Genomic DNA, 20,023 nt, shown 5'->3' with positions numbered 1-20,023 from the left:
GGTGATGATGACCCACAGGACCAAGGCGACCGCCGCCATCGTCGGCTCCGGCAACATCGGGACCGACCTGCTCCACAAGCTGTTGCGGTCCCCGTACATCGAGCCCCGCTGGATGATCGGTGTCGACCCGGCCAGCGAAGGGCTCGCCAGGGCCCGGGCGGCCGGGGTCGAGGCCGGTTCCGACGGCGTGGGCCCGCTACTCGACGGGGACGAGCGGCCCGACCTCGTCTTCGAGGCGACCTCCGCCGCCGTGCACCGCGCCAACGCGCCGCGCTACGCCGAACTCGGTATCCGTGCCATCGACCTCACCCCGGCCGCTGTCGGTCCGGCCGTCGTGCCGCCCGCCAACCTCCGCGCCCACCTCGACCAGTCGAACGTCAACATGATCACGTGCGGCGGCCAGGCCACGATCCCGATGGTGTACGCCGTCTCACGGATCGTCCCCGTGCGGTACGCGGAGATCGTGGCGTCCGTCGCCTCCGTGTCGGCAGGGCCCGGAACCCGCGCCAACATCGACGAGTTCACCCGGACCACTGCCCGCGGTATCGAGGACATCGGAGGCGCGGAACGCGGCAAGGCCATCATCATCCTGAACCCCGCGGACCCGCCCGTGATGATGCGCGACACCGTGTTCTGCGCCATCCCCGAGGACGCCGACCGCGACGCCATCACGCTCTCCGTCAAGCAGGTCGCCGAGGACGTGGCCTCGTACGTACCGGGCTACCGGCTGCGCTCCGAGCCGCAGTTCGACGACCCCACCCCGGAGAGCGGCGGCATGGCACGTGTCGCGGTCTTCCTGGAGGTGGAGGGCGCGGGCGACTACCTCCCGCCGTACGCCGGGAACCTCGACATCATGACCGCCGCCGCCACCAGGGTCGGCGAGGAGTTCGCCAAGGCGCTCCTCGCTCCCGGCCTCTGAGGAGTACCAGATGCCCTACTCGGACACGCTCGACATCCGCGTCACCGACTCCTCGCTGCGCGACGGATCGCACGCCATGCGCCACCGGTTCACCGAGGAGCACGTACGGTCGATCGTCACCGCACTCGACGGCGCGGGGGTTCCCGTCATCGAGGTGGCACACGGTGACGGACTCGGCGGCTCCTCCTTCACGTACGGCTTCTCCGCCACGCCCGAACAGGACCTGATCAAGGCCGCGGTGGAGTCGGCGCGGCAGGCCAGGATCGCCTTTCTGATGCTGCCCGGACTCGGCGTCAAGGACGACATCCGCGCCGCCCACGCCAACGGCGCCGCCATCTGCCGTATCGCCACGCACTGCACCGAGGCGGACATCTCCGTCCAGCACTTCGGGCTGGCGCGCGAGCGGGGACTGGAGACCGTCGGCTTCCTGATGATGGCGCACTCCACCACCCCCGGTGCTCTTGCCCGGCAGGGCCGCATCATGGCCGACGCGGGCTGCCAGTGCGTGTACGTCGTCGACTCGGCCGGCGCCATGGTCATGGACGACGTGACCGACCGGGTCGCCGCCCTCGTCGCCGAACTCGGCGAGGACGCACAGGTCGGCTTCCACGGCCACGAGAACCTCGCGCTCGGCACCGGCAACTCGATCGCCGCGATCCGGGCCGGAGCCGTCCAGATCGACGGCTCGACACGGCGCCTCGGCGCCGGTGCGGGCAACACCGCCGTGGAGGCACTCGTCGCCGTCTGCGCCAAGATGGGCATCCGGACCGGCATCGACGTGCTCAAGATCATCGATGCGGCCGAGGACGCCGTCCGCCCCGTGATGGACGACGAGTGCCGGCTCGACCGGCTCGCCCTGCTGATGGGACACGCGGGGGTCTACTCCAGCTTCCTCAAGCACGCCTACCGCCAGGCCGGCCGGTACGGCGTGTCCGGCGCCGAGATCCTGCTGCGGGCGGGCGAGCGCGGGCTCGTCGGCGGCCAGGAGGACCAGCTCATCGACATCGCGCTCGAACTCTCCGCCGGCCGCTGACGCAGATCCCCCAGCGGAGCAGACGCCCCGGCGCGTCACCCTCACCAAGGAGGCACAAGATGTCCGCAGCAAGCGAAGAAGTCCGCGTCATTGAGGCGGCAGCGCCGCCCACCCGCTTCGCACGGGGCTGGCACTGCCTGGGCCTCGCCGACTCCTTCAAGGACGGGCAGCCGCACGAGATCGAGGCGTTCGGTACCCGGCTCGTGGCCTTCCAGGGCCAGGACGACGGCGAGCTGCACGTCCTCAACGCGTACTGCCCGCACATGGGCGGCAACCTCGCGCAGGGCACGGTCAGGGGGGACGCCGTCGCCTGTCCCTTCCACGACTGGCGCTGGTCGGGCAACGGCCGCTGCGCGGGGATCCCCTACGCGCGCCGGGTGCCGCCGCGCGCCAGGACCCGCGCCTGGACCACCGTCGAGGAGAACAAGCAGCTGTTCGTCTGGCACGACCCCGAGGGGAACCCGCCGCCGCCCGGTGTCACCGTTCCGCGCATCGAAGGAGTCTTCAGCGACGAGTGGAGCGACTGGAGCTGGAACGCCCTGCGCGTCGAGAACTCCAACTGCAGGGAGATCGTGGACAACGTCGTCGACATGGCGCACTTCTTCTACGTGCACTACTGCTTCCCGACGTACTTCAAGAACGTGTTCGAAGGGCACACCGCCACCCAGTACATGGAGAGCTCACCCCGCGGCGACATCGACCTCGGCACCCTCAGCACCGAGGGCGTGCTCCGCTCCGACGCCTCCTACCACGGCCCCTCCTACATGATCGACTACATGTGGAGCGACGTCGGCGCCGACGTGGACATGGAGAGCGTACTGATCAACTGCCACTATCCCATCGACGCCGGCAGCTTCCTGCTGATGTACGGGGCGATCGTCAAGAAGATGCCCGGCATGACCGACGAGCAGGCGGCGGACGCCGCCCGGCTCACCTCCGAGGGGCTGGCCGTCGGCTTCGAGCAGGACGTGCACATCTGGAAGAACAAGACCCGCATCGACAACCCCCTCCTCTCCGACGAGGACGGTCCGGTGTACCAACTGCGCCGCTGGTACGAGCAGTTCTATGTGAACAGCGGCGACGTCAAGGACGAGATGACCCAGCGCTTCGAGTTCGAGATCGACACCTCCCGCGCCACCGAGGCGTGGCAGCGCGAGGTCGACGCGAACGTGGCGCGCCACCGGAGCGAGGGCTGAGATGACACCGGTCGAGTGCGCGGCCTGCGGCAACCAGGTCCTGTGCGAGAAATTCTCCATGGCCCACACCTCCGTGCAGTGGACGGCCGACGCGGCAGCCGTCTGCGGTGAGTACCGGGACCGGATGCGCACCTGCGCGGCCCTGCGCGACAGCATCGACCGGGCCGTCGGCGACGGCCGGCTGGCGGTGGCCGATGCCTGAGCTGCCCCAGGTGCCGGGGGCCCGGACGCACCGGGTCCGGGTCGCCGCGGTGGTGGCCGAGACGGCCGACGCGCGCTCCTTCGTCCTGGCCCCCGCCGACGGCGCACTCGCCTACCGGCCGGGCCAGTTCCTGACCCTGAGACTGCCGGGCCCGGACGGGGGAGTGACCGCACGCTGCTACTCCCTCGCCGGTTCTCCACACTCCGGCGACCCGTTGAAGATCACGGTGAAGCGGGTGGCGGGAGGCCACGGCTCCAACTGGCTCTGCGACCACGTCGTCGAGGGCGACGAACTGGAGGTGCTGCCCCCCGCCGGTACGTTCGGCTCCGGTCCGCTGGACGGCGATCTGTTGCTGGCGGCCGCGGGCAGCGGCATCACCCCGGTGATCTCCCTCGCCAAGGCGGCGCTGGCCGAGGGCAGCGAGCGCGTCGTGCTCCTGTACGCCAACCGCGACCAGGAGTCGGTGATCTTCCGGGACGAGCTGCGCGCCCTCGCGGTGGAGCACCCGCGGCGGCTGCTCGTCCTGCACTGGCTTGAGGCGCTCGACGGCCTGCCGACCGCGGAGCGCCTCGCTGTTCTCCTGGCCCCCTACGCCGGCCACCGGGCGTACCTCTGCGGGCCCGCCCCCTTCATGGACGCGGTGGACGACGCCCTCCGCGCGGCGGGCGCCGCCCCGTCCGCCATCCACCGGGAGCGGTTCTTCTCGCTCAGCGGCGATGTCTTCCGTGAAGTCCCGGCAGCGCCCCCGGAGTCCGCAGGGACTGCGGCCGGTGCGGCCGAGGCGGTCGTGGAGCTGGACGGCGAGACCCACCGGGTGCCGTGGGGCGCCACCACCCCGCTGCTCGACGCCCTGCTCGCCGCGGGAGTCGACGCCCCGTACTCCTGCCGGGAGGGTTCCTGCGCCGCCTGTGCCTGCCGGGTCGTCGAAGGAGAGGTCACCGTCGTCCGCGACGGCGTACTGGACGACGAGGACCGCGCGGACGGCTACGTCCTGGCCTGCCAGGCGCTGCCGGCCAGTGAGCGGATCACCATCAGCTACTCCTGAACAGCCGCCGCAGGCCCGGCGCCCCCGCCCACGGCTCCCGGCCGTCTCCTCGGGCACGGCACGACGCTCCGGCCTCACATCCAGTCGGCGAACCGCAGCCACGACATCATGTTGTCCATCTCGGCGGCGCCGACGGGCGTGGCCGCCGCGGGGGCGGGCGATGGCGCGGGATCGGGAGCGGGATCGGTCCGCTTCCGGGCCGCATCGGCGCGCCCCGGCCCGAAGAGCGAGCGCCACACCGCCCGGGAGGCGGCCAGCACCACGGGCGCCAGCCGCTCAAGTTCGCGGTGTGTGCCATTGCCGCAGAGCGACACGGAGGCCACCGCCCGCCCCGCGCCCCGCAGGGGAGCGGCCACGCACGACACCCCCCGGAACGCCTCCTCGACGTCGAACGCCACGCCCCTGTCACGGATCCGGCGCAGCTCCTCGTGGAAGGCCGCGGGCCGGGTGATCGTGCGGGTGGTGCGCGGCCGCAGCCCCGCCCGGACGGCCTCGGCGACGAGCGCGTCCTCGCTGAACGCGAGGATCGCCTTCCCGGTCCCCGTGCAGTACGCCGGCTGCCGGCCGCCCACCCGCGAGGGGACGCCCCCGTCCTGGGCCCCGCCGATGCGCTCCAGATACACCACCTCCGGCCCGTCGAGCACCGCGAGGTGCGCCACATGCCCCGTGGACTCGTGCAGCGCGTGCAGATGCGGCAGCGCCGCCCTGCGCAGCCGGTTGTGGTGCGAGGCCAGCGCGCCGAGTTCCAGCATCCGCATGCCCAGGCGGTAGTCCCGGCCCTCCCGGTCGAGCCAGCGCAGCCGGACGAGCTGATCGAGGATGCGGTGCACCGAGGAGCGCGGAAGACCCGAGCGGTGCATCACGTCGGTCAGCGTCAGCCGGGGGGCCGGGCCTTCGAACGCGCCCAGCACGAGGGCTGCCTTCTCCAGCAGTGAGGGTGGCTGCTCTGCCATGCCGTGAGGCTTCCACGGTTCCCGCTCAGCGGGAAGAAGGTATTTCGTTTCGGAATAGTAAAAGCGTAGGTTCCTCGCACCATCCAGGACGACCGAGAGGGGATGCGCATGAGTGCCGACGAAGTCCTCGCCGCAGTGCGGGCCCTTGCCCCGGCCCTGCGCGAGCGCGCCGCCGAGACCGAGGCGCTGCGCCGCGTGCCGGACACCTCCATCAAGGAACTCGCCGAGACCGGCTTCTTCCGGCTCCTCCAGCCCAGGGCGTACGGCGGCTTCGCCGCACATCCCGCCGTCTTCTACCGCGCCGTCAGAGAGATCGCCAGGGCCTGCGGCTCCACCGGCTGGGTCGCATCCGTCGTCGGTGTCCACCCCTGGCACGTCGGGCTCTACGACCGGCGCGCCCAGGACGAGGTGTGGGGCCCGGACAGCCGCGCCCGCATCTGCTCCTCGTACGCCCCGACCGGCAAGGTCACACCCGTCGACGGCGGCTTCCGGATATCCGGGCGCTGGCGCTTCTCCTCCGGCTGCGACCACGCGGACTGGGCCCTGCTCGGCGGCATCGTCAACGACGCCGACGGCGCCCCGGTCGACATGCGCACCTTCCTGGTGCCACGCGGCGAGTACCGCATCGACGACGTCTGGGACACCGTCGGACTCCGCGGCAGCGGCAGCAACGACATCATCATCGACGACGCGTACGTCCCCGACCACCGCGCCCTGAGCTTCGGACCGGTCACCGCCCTGCAGGCCCCCGGACTGCGGCACAACCCCGAACCGCTCTACCGGCTGCCGTACGCCTCGGTGTTCACCACCACGATCTCCACCCCGGTGATCGGCATCGCCGAAGGCGCGTACGACAGTTACGTGGCCGCCACCCGTGAGCGGATCCGCGTCTCCTACGGGCAGCAGGTCGCCGATGACCCCTTCGCCCAGGTACGCATCGCCCGCGCCGCCGGCGACATCGACGCCTCCTGGCTGCAGCTCGTCCGGAACATCACGGAGCTTTACGAGTGCGCCGAACGCGGCGAGGAGCTGCCGACAGCGCTGCGCACCCGCACCCGCCGCGACCAGGTACTCGCCACCGAGCGCGCGGTCGCCGCCGTCGACCTGCTGATGGAGAACGCCGGCGGCAGCGCCATGCGGACCGGTGACAACGCGATCCAGCGGGCCTGGCGCGACGCACACAACGCCCGCGGCCACGCCGCCAACGACCCCGAGCGCGCGCTCGTCCTCTTCGGCCGCGGAGCCCTCGGCCTCGACCCCCAGGACACGATGCTGTGATCGACCACGACTCCACCTCCCGCACCGCCCGGGCTGCCGGACTCACGCTCCACTACCACGAGGCGGGCCCCGCCGGCCCCGGGGCACCGGTCGTGATCATGCTGCACGGCGGTGGCCCGGGCGCCTCCGGCTGGTCCAACTTCGGCGGCAACCTGCCCGTCTTCGCCGAGCACTTCCGCACCCTCCTCGTCGACCAGCCCTGCTTCGGCGCATCCGACAAGCCCGAACCCGACAAGGACTTCTTCAGCTACAGCGCGGAAGCCGTGGCCGCCCTGATGGGCGAACTGGACATCTCCCGCGCCCACTTCATCGGAAACTCACTCGGCGGCGGCACCTCCGTACGGATGGCACTCGACCACCCGGACAAGGTGGACAAGCTTCTGCTGATGGGGCCCGGCGGGATCTCGCTCAACCTCTTCGCCGCCGACCCCACCGAAGGCATCAAGCGGCTCTTCGAGTTCGGCGCGGCCACCGAACCGACCAAGGCCCAGCTGCGCACCTTCCTCACCACACTCGCCTACGACCCGGCCATCGTCACCGACGAACTGATCGAGGAGCGCTGGGCCCAGGCCACCGCACCCGGAGCCAAGCTCGGCAACGCCCGGATGGCGGCCTCCTTCGCCAACCCGGCCTGGCGGCAGGACACCATGCTGTGGCGCGAGGCCCACCGGATCACCGCACCGACGCTGCTGACCTGGGGGCGCGAGGACCGGGCCAATCCGCTCGACGGGGCACTGGTGGCGCTCAAGGCGATCCCCGACGCCCGCCTCCATGTCTTCCCGCACTGCGGTCACTGGGCGCAGACCGAACAGGCCGACGAGTTCAACCGGCTCGCCATCGACTTCTTCACGCACTGAGAGGCACCTGGTTCATGGATATTCGCTCACTGGGCTATCTGCGTCTGGAAACCGCCAGGTTCGACGAGTGGCGCGCCTTCACACTCGGCGTGCTCGGCATGATCGAGGCCCCCGGCTCGACCGAGGACATCCTGCGGCTGCGGATCGACGACCGCGCGCACCGCATCACCCTCGTCCGCGGCGCCACCGACCGGCTCCTCGCCGCGGGCTGGGAAGTACGCGACGCCGCAGCGCTCGCCGCCGCCCGCACGGAGCTCACCGCGGCAGGGGTCCAGGCCGGTGATGCCACGGCCGGTGAACTCGCCGACCGACGGGTGCAGGGCATGTTTCACTGCCAGGATCCGGCCGGCAACCAGCTGGAGATCTTCTGGGGGCAGGCACAGGACCACACCCCGGCCGTCACGCCGTACGGCAACCGCTTCGTCACCGGTGATCTGGGCCTCGGTCATGTGGTGCTGCCGGCGCCCGCCATCGAGGAGTCGTACGACTTCTACGAGAAGCTCCTCGGCTTCCGGCTGCGCGACTCGATGCGGCTGCCCGCCGCGATCGTGCCCGGCGGCGCGCCCGACCGCGAGTTCCACTGGATGCACTTCATGGGGTGCAACCCCCGCCACCACAGCCTTGGCCTCTACCCGGGCCTGATCGAGCCCGGCATCGTGCACTTCATGGTCGAGGTGGCCACGCTCGACGACGTGGGCCGCGGACTCGACCGCCTCCACGCGGCCGGGATCCCTGTCGCGTCGACCCTCGGCCGGCACACCAACGACCTGATGGTGTCCTTCTACGCCCAGGGCCCCGGGGGCTTCCAGGTCGAGTACGGCACCGAGGGCCGTCTGGTGGACGACAACACCTGGGTCGCCAAGGAGATGACAGCCGACAGCTTCTGGGGCCACCAGTGGAACGGCTGACGGAGCAGACCGGCCCGGCCGCCTTCCGCGAGGTGCTCGGACGGTTCGCGAGCGGCATCACGGTCGTCGCCTCGGCCGGGGAGGACGGCAGGCCGGTAGGGCTCGCCTGCCAGTCCTTCGCGTCGCTCTCCCTCGATCCGCCGCTGATCATGCTCTGTGTGGGCAAGTCGTCGACCAGCTGGCCGCGCGTCGCCCGCACCGGCAGGTTCGCCGTGAGCGTCCTCGCCGAGGAGCAGCGTGAAGTCTGCGCCGCGCTCGGCGGACGCGGCGGCGACAAGTTCGGCGGAGTCGGCTGGACGGTGTCGGACCACGGGACCGTACGGATCGACGGCGCCCTGGCCACCGTGGACTGCGCGCTGCACGGTGTCAGGGAGGCGGGCGACCATCTGGTCGTCACCGGCGAGGTGCTGGAGCTCGCCGCACGGCCGGACGGATCACCGCTGCTCTACTTCGGCAGCGCCTACGCGGCGGGTGACTTCCGGTGAGGCGCGGCGGCGCGGTGCGCCCCGCGCGCCCGCTGCGCATCGAAGCCGCGACACGTGACCAGGAGCCGGCGCCGGCCGGCGCCCGGCCGGAGAGGACCGCCCCATGAACACCCGCTGGGACCACAGTTACGACGTGGTCGTCGTCGGATCCGGCGCGGCCGGTCTCGCCGCAGCCATTACCGCACGGCTGCGCGGCCTGACCGCCCTGGTGATCGAGAAGACGGAGTTGTACGGCGGCTCCACCGCCCTGTCCGGCGGCGCCATCTGGGTGCCTGGCAACTTCCATCTGGACGCCGCAGGCCTCGGCGACACCCCGGCCAAGGCGCGCGCCTACCTCGACGCGACCGTGGGCGACCGGGTGCCCGCCGCACGCAAGGCCGCCTATCTGGATCACGGGCCGCGTATGGTCCGGGAGTTCCACGACCGCACCACGGTCCGGTTCGCCTACACCCCCGGCTACTCCGACTACTTCCCCGAGGCGCTCGGCGGCTACCCGCAGGGCCGCTCCATCGAACCTCTGGTCTTCGACTTCAGGAAGCTCCCGCCCGACCGCCGTGCCACCATGCGCCGGGCAGGACTGCCGACCTACGGGCTCACCATCACCTCGTACGACTTCCGCTTCCTCAACATGGTCGCCCGCACCTGGGCGGGCAGGAAGACCTCGGTGAAGGTCGGCATGAAGGCGGTCGGCGCGCTGGCCACCGGTGCGAAACCGATCGCGCTCGGGGAGGCCCTCGTCGCCCGGATGCGGCAGTCGCTCGATGCCCTCGGCGGCACGCTGTGGCTGTCCACCCCGCTCACCGGCCTGATCGATGAGGGCGGCCGGATCGCGGGGGTACGTGCCGAGCGCGACGGCTCGTCCGTCACCATCCGGGCTCACGGCGGCGTCGTCCTCGCCTCCGGCGGCTTCTCGCACGACCAGAAGCTGCGGGAGAAGTACCTGCCCGCGCCCACCTCGACGGCCTGGACCTCGGCATCGGAGGGACAGACGGGCGACGCCCTGCGCCTCGGGGTCGGAGCGGGGGCCGCCACGGACCTGCTCGACAAGGTGTGGGGCGCGCCGTCCGTCGTACCGCCGGGCCCCGGAGAGAAGCCGTTCTTCCTGGTCGCCGACCGGGGGATCCCCGGGATGGTCATCGTCAACGGCGCGGGGGAGCGCTACGCCAACGAGGCCGCCCCGTACCACCGGTTCGTCGACGAGATGTACGCCCGCGACCGGCCGGATGCCTCCACGGTGCCGTCCTGGCTCATCCTCGACGCGCGGTCCAAGGCCCGCTACATCTTCATGGGGCTCTTCCCCGGGCAGCCCTTCCCGAAGAAGTGGCTGGCGAGCGGCTTCGTCAGGAAGTCGGGGTCGCTGCCAGGACTGGCGGCCCTGATCGGGGCGGAGCCGGACCGGCTGGGCGCGGCCATCGGCCGGTTCAACGGATTCGCCAGGGCGGGCCATGACGAGGACTTCCACCGCGGCGAGAGTGTCTACGACCGCTACTACGGTGACCCGACTCTGCCCCATCCCAACCTCGCCCCGCTCGACAAGGCCCCGTACTACGCGATCCCCGTGCACCCGGGCGACATCGGCACCAAGGGCGGGCTGGTCGCCGACGGGTCCGCGCGGGTCCTGCGCGAGGACGGCACCGCCATCAAGGGGCTGTACGCCTCGGGCAACGTCTCCGCGGCGGTCATGGGGGAGACCTACCCCGGGCCGGGGGCGACCATCGGTCCCGCGATGGCGTTCAGCTGGGCGGCCGTGGGTGACATCGCGAGGGAGCTCAAGGGCGTACGCCGGACGTGAATCCGGCCGCGGCGCACTGAGGAAGGGGGCGGTCGACACGACCGCCCCCTTCTGCTGTTGATGCGCTCCTTGCAGCTGATACATCGGACAACTAGAGGACAGAGTCGCGCTATTGATGACCTGTCGAGCCTCTTGACACCTGACTGGAGTGGATAGCAGAGTTCCGCCGACCGTCGAATTCATCGATACATCCGATGAAAGTCCGTCGTGGTCGACATATCTGCTGGGCAGTCAGCCCCTACCGTGGCAGGGAGTCAGAAGTGCATCGCAGCTCGGACACCGGACCAGGAGGCAGAGCCGCGCGGAAACGCCGGCTCGCGACAGTGGCGGTTCTCACCGCCGTGACCATGGGCGCCGCACCCGCGCTCACCGCGGGCACCGCGGCCGCGGCCCACCCGCCTTCGAGCCGGAACATCTACGTATCGCTGTCCGGCAGTGACCACAACTCGGGGCTGTCCACCCGCGCACCCCTGCTGACCCTGGCGGCGGCGCAGATCTCGGCGCGCAAGGCATCCCGGACGGGGCACCCGGTCCATGTATGGGTCCGCGGCGGCACCTACCACCTCGCCGCCACCCTGAAGTTCGGTGCGGCGGACTCGGGCAGCGCGTCCGCGCCGGTGGCCTACTCCTCGTACCCGGGCGAGCGGGCCGTGCTCAGCGGGGGCCGCAGAGTGAAGGCCGGGTGGACGGCAGACCAGCACAACAGCGCCATCCGGGTGGCTGACATCGGCGCGCACCGGAGGATCGACGGGCTGTTCGTGGGCGGCGCCCGCCAAGTGCTCGCCCGCTACCCGGACTTCGACCCGGACACCGCCGTACTCAACGGCTCGACGACCATGGCCACCCTCAACGCCCGGTCGGCCCGGTGGAAGAACCCGTCGACCGGCGACATCCGCGGCCTGCACTCCTCCCACTGGGGCGGTAACGACTACACGATCACCGGGCGGGACAGTTCGGGCCTCGAACTGAAGTGGGCCGGGGACAACAACAGGGGTGGCGATGTGGACACCGCCCATGTCGTCGCAGAGGGTGTGTTCGAGGAACTCGACGCGCCAGGCGAGTGGTTCTACGACCAGGAGACCGGGAAGCTGTACATGATCCCGCCGACAGGCACCGATCTGTCGAAGACCACGGTGGACACAGCCGAACTGGACGAGCTCGTCCACGTCGAGGGCGCGTCGGCCGCCCGCCCCGTCCATGACCTCACGTTCGACGGGCTCACCTACACCGCGACGCACCGGACCCTCTTCGACACCCCCTACGAGCCGCTGCAGCTCGGCGACTGGGCGGTGGCGCGGGCCGGAGCGGTCCACATCAAGAACGCCAGGAACATCACCGTCTCGCGCTCCTCCTTCGCCCAGGCAGGCGGCAACGGCGTCTTCATCGACGGCTACAACAAGGACGACGCCGTCACCGGGAACACCTTCGTGGGATCCGGCGCGAGCGACGTACAGGTGGTGGGCTCCACCGAGGCCGTCCGGAACCCCTCGACCTGGGCGCACATGATCGATCCGCCCACGGACCTGACCCCCGGCCCCAGGACCGACGACTACCCGCGTGACATCGACATCAGCGGCAACAGCATGGCGGACATGGGACGGTTCGAGAAGCAGAGCGCCGGTGTCAACATCTCGATGAGCAGCCGCGTCACCGTCGCCCACAACACCATCCACGGCAGTCCGCGGTCCTGTGTCAACGTCAACGACGGCACGTGGGGCGGACACCGGATCCAGTACAACGACATCTTCGACTGTGTGAAGGAGACGTCGGACCACGGGCCGGTCAACGCCTGGGGCCGGGACCGGTACTGGCCCATCGCCGGGCCCGCCGTCAACCCCAGTGCGGAGTCCGACGCGCTGCAGAAGAGCTACTCGCTGCTGGACGTGGTCCAGCCGATCACGATCAGCAACAACCGGATCTGGCACGACAGCGAATGGGCGGTCGACCTGGACGACGGATCGAGCAACTACGTCGTGAAGAACAATCTGCTGCTGGGCGGCGGCATCAAGCTGCGCGACGGATTCAGGCGGACGGTCACGAACAACATCGTCGTGGGCGGATCGGTCTACGAACAGATCTCGCACCGGGACAACGGCGACGCCATCACCAGGAACATCGTCCTGGCGGACTCTCCCTACTCGCTCACCGGCAGCGATCCCGCCACGGCCGGGTACACCGCCGACAACAACCTGTTCTGGGACAACGGCCGGCCGGTCTCCCTGCCCGGCGTCTGGGACGCAGGCCGGCTCGACACCCACTCGGTCACCGCGGATCCGCGGTTCGCCGGGGGCTCGCCGTGGGACTCGCCCGGTATGACGGACTACACGCCGGCCGCGGACTCGCCCGCGAAGGCCCTGGGATTCGCCGACTTCCCGATGAACCTCTTCGGCACCGGAAGGCCGGGCGAGGCGACACCGCCCGCCGTCGGCCTGCCGGCTGCCCCCGGGCCCGGCACCGTGGTCGAGACCCAGCCCGAGCCACTGATGGGAGCCACCGCCCGCCAGATCTACGACAAGGCCACCCAGTCGGCCGTGGGCCTCGGCGACTTCGACGGGCTCTACCTCCAGAGCGTCCCCTCCACCTCCTACGCCTACGGTCAGGGTCTGCGCCCCCTCGACGTGATCCGGTCCGTGAACGGGACGGGCCTGACGGACCGTGCGAGCTTCTGGTCCGTCTACAACAAGCTCGCCCCCGGCAGCAGTGTCGCTCTCGGCGTGTGGCGCGCCCAGTCCGCCACCGACGTGACACTCGTCAAGCCCACCGGACCGCAGGAGTACAACAACACGGCGGGCGTGATCTGCACCGGGAGCGGCTGGGGGTGGCGGGGCGCCCAGACCGGCGGCCAGGGCTCGTTCCAGAACGACATCGAGGCCACCACCACCGCCGGTGACTCCTTCGCCTTCACCTTCAACGGCACAGGAGCCGACTTTCTCACCGAGCTGAACGTGGACGAGGGAACGATCGACATCGCGGTCGACGGGGTCCACCGGGCGACGGTCGACGCCACCAGCGGCTCCCGGCAGTACCAGCGGAAGCTCTACTCGGTCAGTGGTCTCCCGGCCGGGGTGCACACCCTCACGGGGACGATGAGGAGCGGGCAGTACATGATCGTGGACGGCTTCACCGTACGGAGCTGACGTACGCAGCCGGTGTACGGGGCCGGCACACGCGGCGCCGCGGGACGGATGTCACACATCCGTCCCGCGGCGCCGCGTGTGCCCGGACCCGGGAACTCAGCCCGGGACCCGGACAGTGAAGCCGTGGGTCCCCGATCCGGCGTGGAAGACGGCGCAGCCGTCCTCCATCCGCAGGAACTCCGCCGTCCCGTGGGCGACATCGGAGGCCCGGCCCGCGGGAACCCACACCTCCGCCGTCGTGTTGGCGGGCAGCGACACGGTGAGGCGGAACCCTCCGGAGGTCGTCCAGCGGGTGCTGACCGGTCCGTAGCGCGAGTCGAAGCGGGCTTCGGCCTCCGTCACCCCGCCACCGGGCCGCGGCCTGATCACGGTCTTGCGGAACCCGGGTTCACCCGGCGCGATGCCCGCGATGTTGGCGTACATCCACTCGCCCACCGAGCCGTACGCGTAGTGGTTGAAGGAGTTCATCGCGGCGTCCTGGAAGCTGCCGTCCGGCCGGATCGAGTCCCAGCGCTCCCACATCGTCGTGGAGCCCTTGTCGATCTGGTAGCCCCAGCTGGGGAACGACCGCTGGAGGAGCAGCCGGTAGGCGACGTCCGTGTGCCCGGTCGCGGTGAGGACGGGAAGGAGCCTCGGCGTGCCGAGGAATCCCGTCGACAGGTGCCAGTCCCTCGCCTCGATCAGCTCGACCAGCCGGTCCGCTGCCGGTCCGCGCTCGGCGTCCGACAGCAGGTCCATGGAGAGGGCCAGGACGTACCCGGTCTGGGTGTCGCCCTTGACCCGTCCGTCCGCGGAGACATATGCGGTGCGGAAGGCGTCCCGGATCTGCCCGAACAGGGCGCGGTGCGGCGCCGGGTCCTTGCCCAGCGCGCCGGCGGCCCTGGCGACCAGGTCGGCGCTGTGTGCGAAACAGGCCGTGCCGATGACGTCCTTGGGGGTCTCGTCGTCGACGTTGAGCCAGTCCCCGTACCCCTCCGCGGGACGGAGCAGCCCGTCGCTGTGCTGCCGCAGATAGCCGATCCACCGGATCATGGAATCCCAGGACTGCTCCAGCACCCGGGTGTCGCCGTACGCCTGGTAGAGCGCCCAGGGGACGGTGACCCCTGCGTCGCCCCACCCCGCCGAGCCGTTGCCGACGTTGCCGACGAGGGGTGCCACATCGGTGAAACTGCCCTCCGGCGTCTGGCTGCCACGCATGTCGTAAAGCCACTTGGTGAGGAACCGCGCCGACTCCATGGTGTACGTGGCGGTGGGGGCGAAGACGTTGATGTCGCCCGTCCACCCGAGGCGTTCGTCCCGCGCCGGGGTGTCGGTGGGGACCGAGAGGAAGTTCCCGCGCTGGCCCCAGGTGATGTTGCTGTGCAACTGGTTGAGCATCGGGACGTTCGTCCTGAACTCCATCGTGAACGGCGCCGACGTGTGGATGACCCGGCCGGTGGCGGCGCTCAGCGGCGGCCGGCCCGGAAAGCCGGTCACCTCGACGTAGCGGAAGCCGTGGAAGGTGAAACGCGGGGTGTAGGTCTCGGTGCCGCGGCCCGCCAGGGTGTACGTGTCCGTCGCGGCGGCGGTGCGCAGATTGGCCGTGTAGAGCGTGCCGTCCGGGTTGAGTACTTCGCCGTGGCGCAGCTGGACCGTGGTCCCCGCCTTGCCGGAGACCCGTAGCCGGACCGAACCGACCATGTTCTGGCCGAGGTCGAAGACGAAGACCCCGGGCTGCGGCTCGGTGACCTTGCGGGCGGCGATCTCGCGCTCGACCCGCGCGGGGCCGTCGACCTCAGCCACCAGCTGGGCCGTGACCTTGTCCACGACATCGGCCGTGGCCCACCCGGAGTCGTCGAAGCCGGCCCGCGTCCAGCCCGGCGTCTCCCGGCGGGCGTCGTAGTGCTCGCCCATCAGCAGATCGGCGTCGGTCACCGGCCCGGTCATGACGCGCCAGCCGGCCCCCGAGCCGAACCGGTCGGTCGTCCCGTCCTGGTAGACGACCTCAAGCTGGGCCAGTACGGCCGGCGTCTCGCCGTACTGGTGCGGGCCGAACATGCCGACGTGCCCCGCGTACCAGCCTGCCGCGACGGTCAGCCCCAGTGCGTTGGCCCCGGATGTGAGCAGCTTCGTCACGTCGTACGTCTGGTACTGGACGCGCTGGTGGTAGTCGGTCCACCCCGGCGCGAGCTCGTCCTCGCCCACCCGCTCGCCGTTCAGCCCCGCCTCGTAGACCCCCAGCGCGGTGGAGTAGAGCCGCGCGCGGGCGACGGGCCTGGCGCGCAGCCGGAACTCGTGGCGGAGCTGGACGGCAGGGGCAGATGTGACAGCCACTTGCCCCCAGGGCCCCGCGCCCCAGGCGCCGACCACCTGTGCGGGCTGCCAGGAACTGTCGTCGAAACCAGGGGAGTTCCAGCCGGATGCCGGTTCCTGCGCAGCCGTCCGCCAGCCGGCGTCGGTCACGGCTGTTCGCGTTCCGTCCTTGCCCGTCACCTCCAGCAGGCCCAGCAGCCCGGCGGCTCCGGCCGTCGCGTTGACAGCGGAAACGGCCACCAGATTGGTACCGGGACGCAGCAGCCCGGTGACGTCGACGACGACGGGGCTGCGCCAGTTCTCCGCGGGGCCGTCCGCGGCGGTGTGCGCTACCTGGGTGCCGTTCACATAGGCCGTGAATCCGTCGTCGGCGGTCATGACGAGACGGGCCCGGGTGGTCCCGTCGGCCACCTCGACACTCCGGCGGAACCAACGGGTGGCTGCCGGGGCGCTGTTCGCCGGGTCGCCCTCCGGGAACCAGATCCAGGACGCCCCCTCCAGCGACGGGGCTGCGACGAGCTGCGACGGCGCGCCGATCCACTGCGCCGACCAGTCCGACGCCTCGGTCAGCCCGGTCTCCCACCAGGAGGGCTCGCTCCACCCGGACACCTGGCCGGTGTCGTCCCAGACGCATACCGACCAGTGGTAACGGGTCCGGGAACGGAGCGGCGGCCCCGCGTACGGCACCAGGACCGAATCGGGTGAGGCGACCCGGCCGCTGTCCCACACATCGGGCTCGGCCAGCCTGCCCGGGTCGGTCGCGACCCGTATCCGGTAAGCGGTCTGCGTCCTGTCGTGACCGCCGGACGCGAGCGGCCAGCTCAGCCGCGGCTTCGCGACATCGAGTCCGAGCGGCTCCCCGGTGTACTCGACGGTCGGTCCGGTGACGCGAAAGGCATCCGCCGTGCCTTTTCGCTGTCCGGCGGCTCCGGAAGCCCCGGCGGCGCGTGCGGCAGGCGCCGTTCCCGCTACCGCGGCCGCTGCCAGGGCCGCTCCGGTGGTGCTGAGCAGTCGTCTTCTGCTGATCATGTTCGGCTCCGTCACGACGCGGCAATGAATCGTTTCACAAACGGGGAAGCTAGGGTTGCCGTCGCGGACTGTCAAGAGTTCGGTCCGAACTCCGGTGAACTGCCCCCGGTATGTGTCCTGACCGTTGACGGCGCGGCTGCCGACCACTAGCTTCCGCCGGTTGAAAGCATTCACCCCATGGCTGCAGGCGCTCTCGGATTCCGGTCACCCCGGGTGAGTGGCAGGTGCGGCGGCCCTCCGGCAAGTACCGTGAGACATGGGGGTGGTTGCGGCGGTGCGATCCGCCCCGCTCGTCACCGCGCCGTCGTATTCCGGATGTTCCGCGGTCCTCCTGACGGAGCCCGGGCCGTCTTCTGGGGGTTTCATGCTTTCTGGGGGGTTCATGCAGAGGTCAAGAACGCTGTCGGTCGCTCTCGCCATGTCGTTCGCCACGGCCGGCCTGGGGGTGATCGCGGCACCCGGCGCGTCCGCGATCACGCCGCCCGTGGCGTTCACCGCCGACGCGCTGCCGACCTGGCAGACCAACGGAATCGTCTGGGCGCTGGCCCAGAGCAACGGCGTGGTGTTCGCGGGCGGTACGTTCTCCGCGCTGCGACCGCCGGCCGGAGTCTCCGGCAAGGCGCGCGCCGCGGTGAACTTCGCCGCGTTCAACGCGTCCACCGGCGCACCCACCGGCTGCGCCCTCTCCTTCACGGTCTCCAGCGGAACCGCCACGGTGCGGGCCCTGGCGGTGTCGCCGGACAAGAAGACGCTCTACGCGGGCGGTTACTTCGGAGCAGTCAACGGAACCAAGGTCTCCTCCCTGGTGGCCATCGACATCGCCACCTGCAAGCCGAAGACCTCGTTCAGGCCCGCCTTCGCCGCCACCGTGCGGGCGCTGACGGTGACCAAGGACACGGTGTACGCGGGAGGGGACTTCGGCACCGTCAGCGGAGAGAAGCGGCAGCGCTTCGCCGCGGTCAAGGCGTCCGACGGTTCCGTACTGCCTTTCACAGCGGACGCGGACGAGCCGGGCCGCGCGCTCGCGCTGACCCCGGACGGCAGGAACGCGGTGCTCGGCGGCGACTTCTTCAAGGTCAACGGCGCTTCTTCGCACGCCCTGGCCGTGGTGGACGCCAAGTCGGGCAAGGTGACGAAGGCCTACCCGGGCTTCATCGAGACCAACTCGGTGGTCAAGACCCTCGACACGGACGCCACCGGGATCTACACCGGCAACGAGGGCACCGGCTTCGGTGTGTTCGACGGCCGGATCGCGCTCGACGCGAGCAGCCTGAACCAGCGCTGGCGCGACACCTGCCTGGGTGCCACCCAGTCCGTGAAGTCGTACAAGGGTGTGCTCTACAGCGCCTCCCACGCCCACGACTGTTCCAGCGTCGGGGAGTTCCCCAACGGGCCCCGCCACCACTTCCTGGCGGAGCCCACCACGGGCACCGGAAAGCTCGGCTGGTTCCCGGACACCAACGACGGAAACGGCGAGGGCATCGGCCCCCGCGCGCTCACCATCGCGACCTCCGGAACCACCCAGTACCTCTGGTCCGGGGGCGAGTTCACCACCGTCAACCGCTCCGCGGCACAGAGCCTCACCCGTTTCGCTTCCACCGGTGACAAGGGCGCGCCGACCGTTCCGGTGGGCGCGGCGGCCAGTGCGAAGCCGGGACAGGTGCAGATCAGCTGGCGCGCCAGCTTCGACACGGACGATTCGAAGCTGACCTACAAGGTCTACCGCGACGGGGCCACCAAGCCCATGGCGACCGTGCAGGCCGATTCACTGATGTGGGCCAGGCCGCAGGTGTCCGTCAAGGACACCTCGGTCACCAAGGGCAAGACCTACGGCTACCGCATCACCGCGTCCGACGCCGCGGGCAACACCAGCGCCAAGTCGGCCGAGGTCAGAGCCACTGCCGCGTCCGCCGCCGAGCGCTATCCGGAAGCGGTGACCGGCGACGGCGCCTCGCTGTACTGGCGTTACGACGACGCCGTCCAGCCGTACGTGGCCGACGCGTCGAGCGGCAACCGCTCCGGGGTGGACGTCAACGCCCCCTCGCCGCGCCGGACTCCGGGGGCCGTCGGCGGCCCGTCCACCGCCCTCGGCTTCAACGGGGCCGATCAGTGGGTCTACAGCGACCGCCGCGCTGCAGCCCCCACCACGTACAGCCTGGAGACCTGGTTCAAAACGACCAGCACCGCGGGCGGCAAGCTCATCGGGTTCGGTGACAACACGACGGCAGCCAGCAAGAAGTACGACAAGCAGGTGTACATGACCAATGCGGGCAAGCTCGTCTTCGGCGTGAGCGCCGGCGGGTTCAAGACGCTCGTGAGCCCGAAGGCGTACAACGACGGCAAGTGGCACCAGGCCATCGCGACACAGGGGCCGGCCGGTATGCGTCTCTATGCCGACGGTCGCCTCCTGAAGAGCAACACCGCGACGAAGAGCGAGAGTTCCAGCGGTTTCTGGCGGGTGGGCGGTGACACGCTGGCCGGCTGGCCCTCGCGCCCCACGAGCGACTTCTTCAAGGGCGAGCTGGACGAGACGGCTGTCTACCCCGGGGTGCTCGGCGCCGCGCGGGTGGCTGACCACTACGCGCTGGGCGAGCAAAGGTGATGGGCGGAGGGAGCCGGGCCACACGCGACGCAAGGACCGTCGAGATCGGCTACGCACTGGTCAGCGCGGGCTTCCTCGGCGCGGTGGTGTTCGGTGTGATCGCCGGTCCTGCGGCCGTGTGGAGCCTGCCGCATCGCGTCACGACCGCGCTGCTGCTGGCCGGGGTATCGGTCGCCGGACTGCTCGCCGTGGTGCGCGTGGTCCACGTGCTGCGTGCGTTCGAACGCGGGCCCGGGGCGCGGGACCGCTCAGGGGACACGGGCGCGACGGGAGACTGAAGGGACGGCGGGAGCGG

General features: G+C 70.7%; 15 protein-coding genes. 13 read left to right on the top strand and 2 right to left on the bottom strand.

Going from position 1 to position 20,023, the window contains the following annotated elements; all coding sequences use genetic code 11:
* Window positions 1–7 precede the first annotated feature (7 nt).
* The 5 genes from OG917_RS02595 to OG917_RS02575 are packed head-to-tail and all read left to right on the top strand — an operon-like array spanning window position 8 to window position 4,395.
* Window positions 8–919, top strand: coding sequence for an acetaldehyde dehydrogenase (acetylating) (locus tag OG917_RS02595; RefSeq protein ID WP_328315858.1), 912 nt, complete (start codon window positions 8–10; stop codon window positions 917–919).
* A 10-nt stretch (window positions 920–929) separates the two neighbouring features.
* On the top strand, window positions 930–1,952 hold the full coding sequence (gene dmpG / locus OG917_RS02590; protein ID WP_328315857.1) for a 4-hydroxy-2-oxovalerate aldolase: 1,023 nt from the start codon (window positions 930–932) through the stop codon (window positions 1,950–1,952).
* 59 nt (window positions 1,953–2,011) lie between these two features.
* Window positions 2,012–3,148 carry a Rieske 2Fe-2S domain-containing protein gene (locus OG917_RS02585; protein WP_328315856.1) on the top strand — a complete coding sequence of 379 codons (1,137 nt, stop codon included), beginning with the start codon at window positions 2,012–2,014 and terminating at the stop codon, window positions 3,146–3,148.
* A gap of 1 nt (window position 3,149) precedes the next feature.
* The gene (locus tag OG917_RS02580) at window positions 3,150–3,350 is read left to right on the top strand and encodes a hypothetical protein (protein WP_328315855.1); all 201 of its coding nucleotides are present in this window, start codon (window positions 3,150–3,152) and stop codon (window positions 3,348–3,350) included.
* The gene (locus OG917_RS02575) at window positions 3,343–4,395 is read left to right on the top strand and encodes a ferredoxin--NADP reductase (protein WP_328315854.1); all 1,053 of its coding nucleotides are present in this window, start codon (window positions 3,343–3,345) and stop codon (window positions 4,393–4,395) included. Before OG917_RS02580 ends, OG917_RS02575 begins: the two co-directional genes overlap by 8 nt.
* Window positions 4,396–4,469: 74 nt before the next feature.
* Here OG917_RS02575 and OG917_RS02570 read toward each other — a convergent pair whose 3' ends face one another.
* Window positions 4,470–5,348, bottom strand: coding sequence for an IclR family transcriptional regulator (locus tag OG917_RS02570; protein WP_328315853.1), 879 nt, complete (start codon window positions 5,346–5,348; stop codon window positions 4,470–4,472).
* A 102-nt stretch (window positions 5,349–5,450) separates the two neighbouring features.
* Here OG917_RS02570 and hsaA point away from each other — a divergent pair, with 102 nt between their 5' ends.
* From hsaA to OG917_RS02540, 6 genes are all read left to right on the top strand, one after another.
* Complete coding sequence (gene hsaA / locus OG917_RS02565) at window positions 5,451–6,626, top strand: 3-hydroxy-9,10-secoandrosta-1,3,5(10)-triene-9,17-dione monooxygenase oxygenase subunit (RefSeq protein ID WP_328315852.1); 1,176 nt, start codon at window positions 5,451–5,453, stop codon at window positions 6,624–6,626.
* A complete protein-coding gene (hsaD, locus tag OG917_RS02560; protein WP_328315851.1) occupies window positions 6,623–7,483 on the top strand; it encodes a 4,5:9,10-diseco-3-hydroxy-5,9,17-trioxoandrosta-1(10),2-diene-4-oate hydrolase in 861 nt (286 codons plus the stop codon). Before hsaA ends, hsaD begins: the two co-directional genes overlap by 4 nt.
* Before the next feature lie 14 nt (window positions 7,484–7,497).
* Window positions 7,498–8,391 (top strand): VOC family protein, encoded by an 894-nt coding sequence (locus tag OG917_RS02555; RefSeq protein ID WP_328315849.1) that lies wholly within the window; start codon window positions 7,498–7,500, stop codon window positions 8,389–8,391.
* Complete coding sequence (locus tag OG917_RS02550) at window positions 8,379–8,876, top strand: flavin reductase family protein (protein ID WP_328315848.1); 498 nt, start codon at window positions 8,379–8,381, stop codon at window positions 8,874–8,876. The genes OG917_RS02555 and OG917_RS02550 overlap by 13 nt, the downstream gene beginning before the upstream one ends.
* A gap of 103 nt (window positions 8,877–8,979) precedes the next feature.
* Window positions 8,980–10,668, top strand: a complete 1,689-nt coding sequence (locus OG917_RS02545) for an FAD-dependent oxidoreductase (protein ID WP_328315847.1) — start codon at window positions 8,980–8,982, stop codon at window positions 10,666–10,668.
* Window positions 10,669–10,991: 323 nt separating this feature from the next.
* Window positions 10,992–13,805: a PDZ domain-containing protein gene (locus OG917_RS02540; protein ID WP_328315846.1), complete on the top strand. Its 2,814-nt coding sequence runs from the start codon at window positions 10,992–10,994 to the stop codon at window positions 13,803–13,805.
* Window positions 13,806–13,901: 96 nt separating this feature from the next.
* On the opposite strand, the gene OG917_RS02535 is transcribed toward OG917_RS02540, so the two are convergent.
* Window positions 13,902–17,126, bottom strand: coding sequence for an alpha-L-rhamnosidase (locus OG917_RS02535; protein WP_328315845.1), 3,225 nt, complete (start codon window positions 17,124–17,126; stop codon window positions 13,902–13,904).
* A 382-nt stretch (window positions 17,127–17,508) separates the two neighbouring features.
* On the opposite strand from OG917_RS02535, the gene OG917_RS02530 reads away from it, so the two are divergent.
* Together OG917_RS02530 and OG917_RS02525 are read left to right on the top strand one after the other, a co-directional pair.
* Window positions 17,509–19,728: a LamG domain-containing protein gene (locus OG917_RS02530; protein ID WP_328315844.1), complete on the top strand. Its 2,220-nt coding sequence runs from the start codon at window positions 17,509–17,511 to the stop codon at window positions 19,726–19,728.
* On the top strand, window positions 19,728–20,006 hold the full coding sequence (locus OG917_RS02525; RefSeq protein WP_328315843.1) for a DUF6332 family protein: 279 nt from the start codon (window positions 19,728–19,730) through the stop codon (window positions 20,004–20,006). The genes OG917_RS02530 and OG917_RS02525 overlap by 1 nt, the downstream gene beginning before the upstream one ends.
* Window positions 20,007–20,023 lie beyond the last annotated feature (17 nt).

Source organism: Streptomyces sp. NBC_00388 (genome assembly GCF_036061255.1).
Taxonomy (GTDB): Bacteria; Actinomycetota; Actinomycetes; order Streptomycetales; family Streptomycetaceae; genus Streptomyces.
This window is presented reverse-complemented; position numbering and strand designations above follow the sequence as displayed.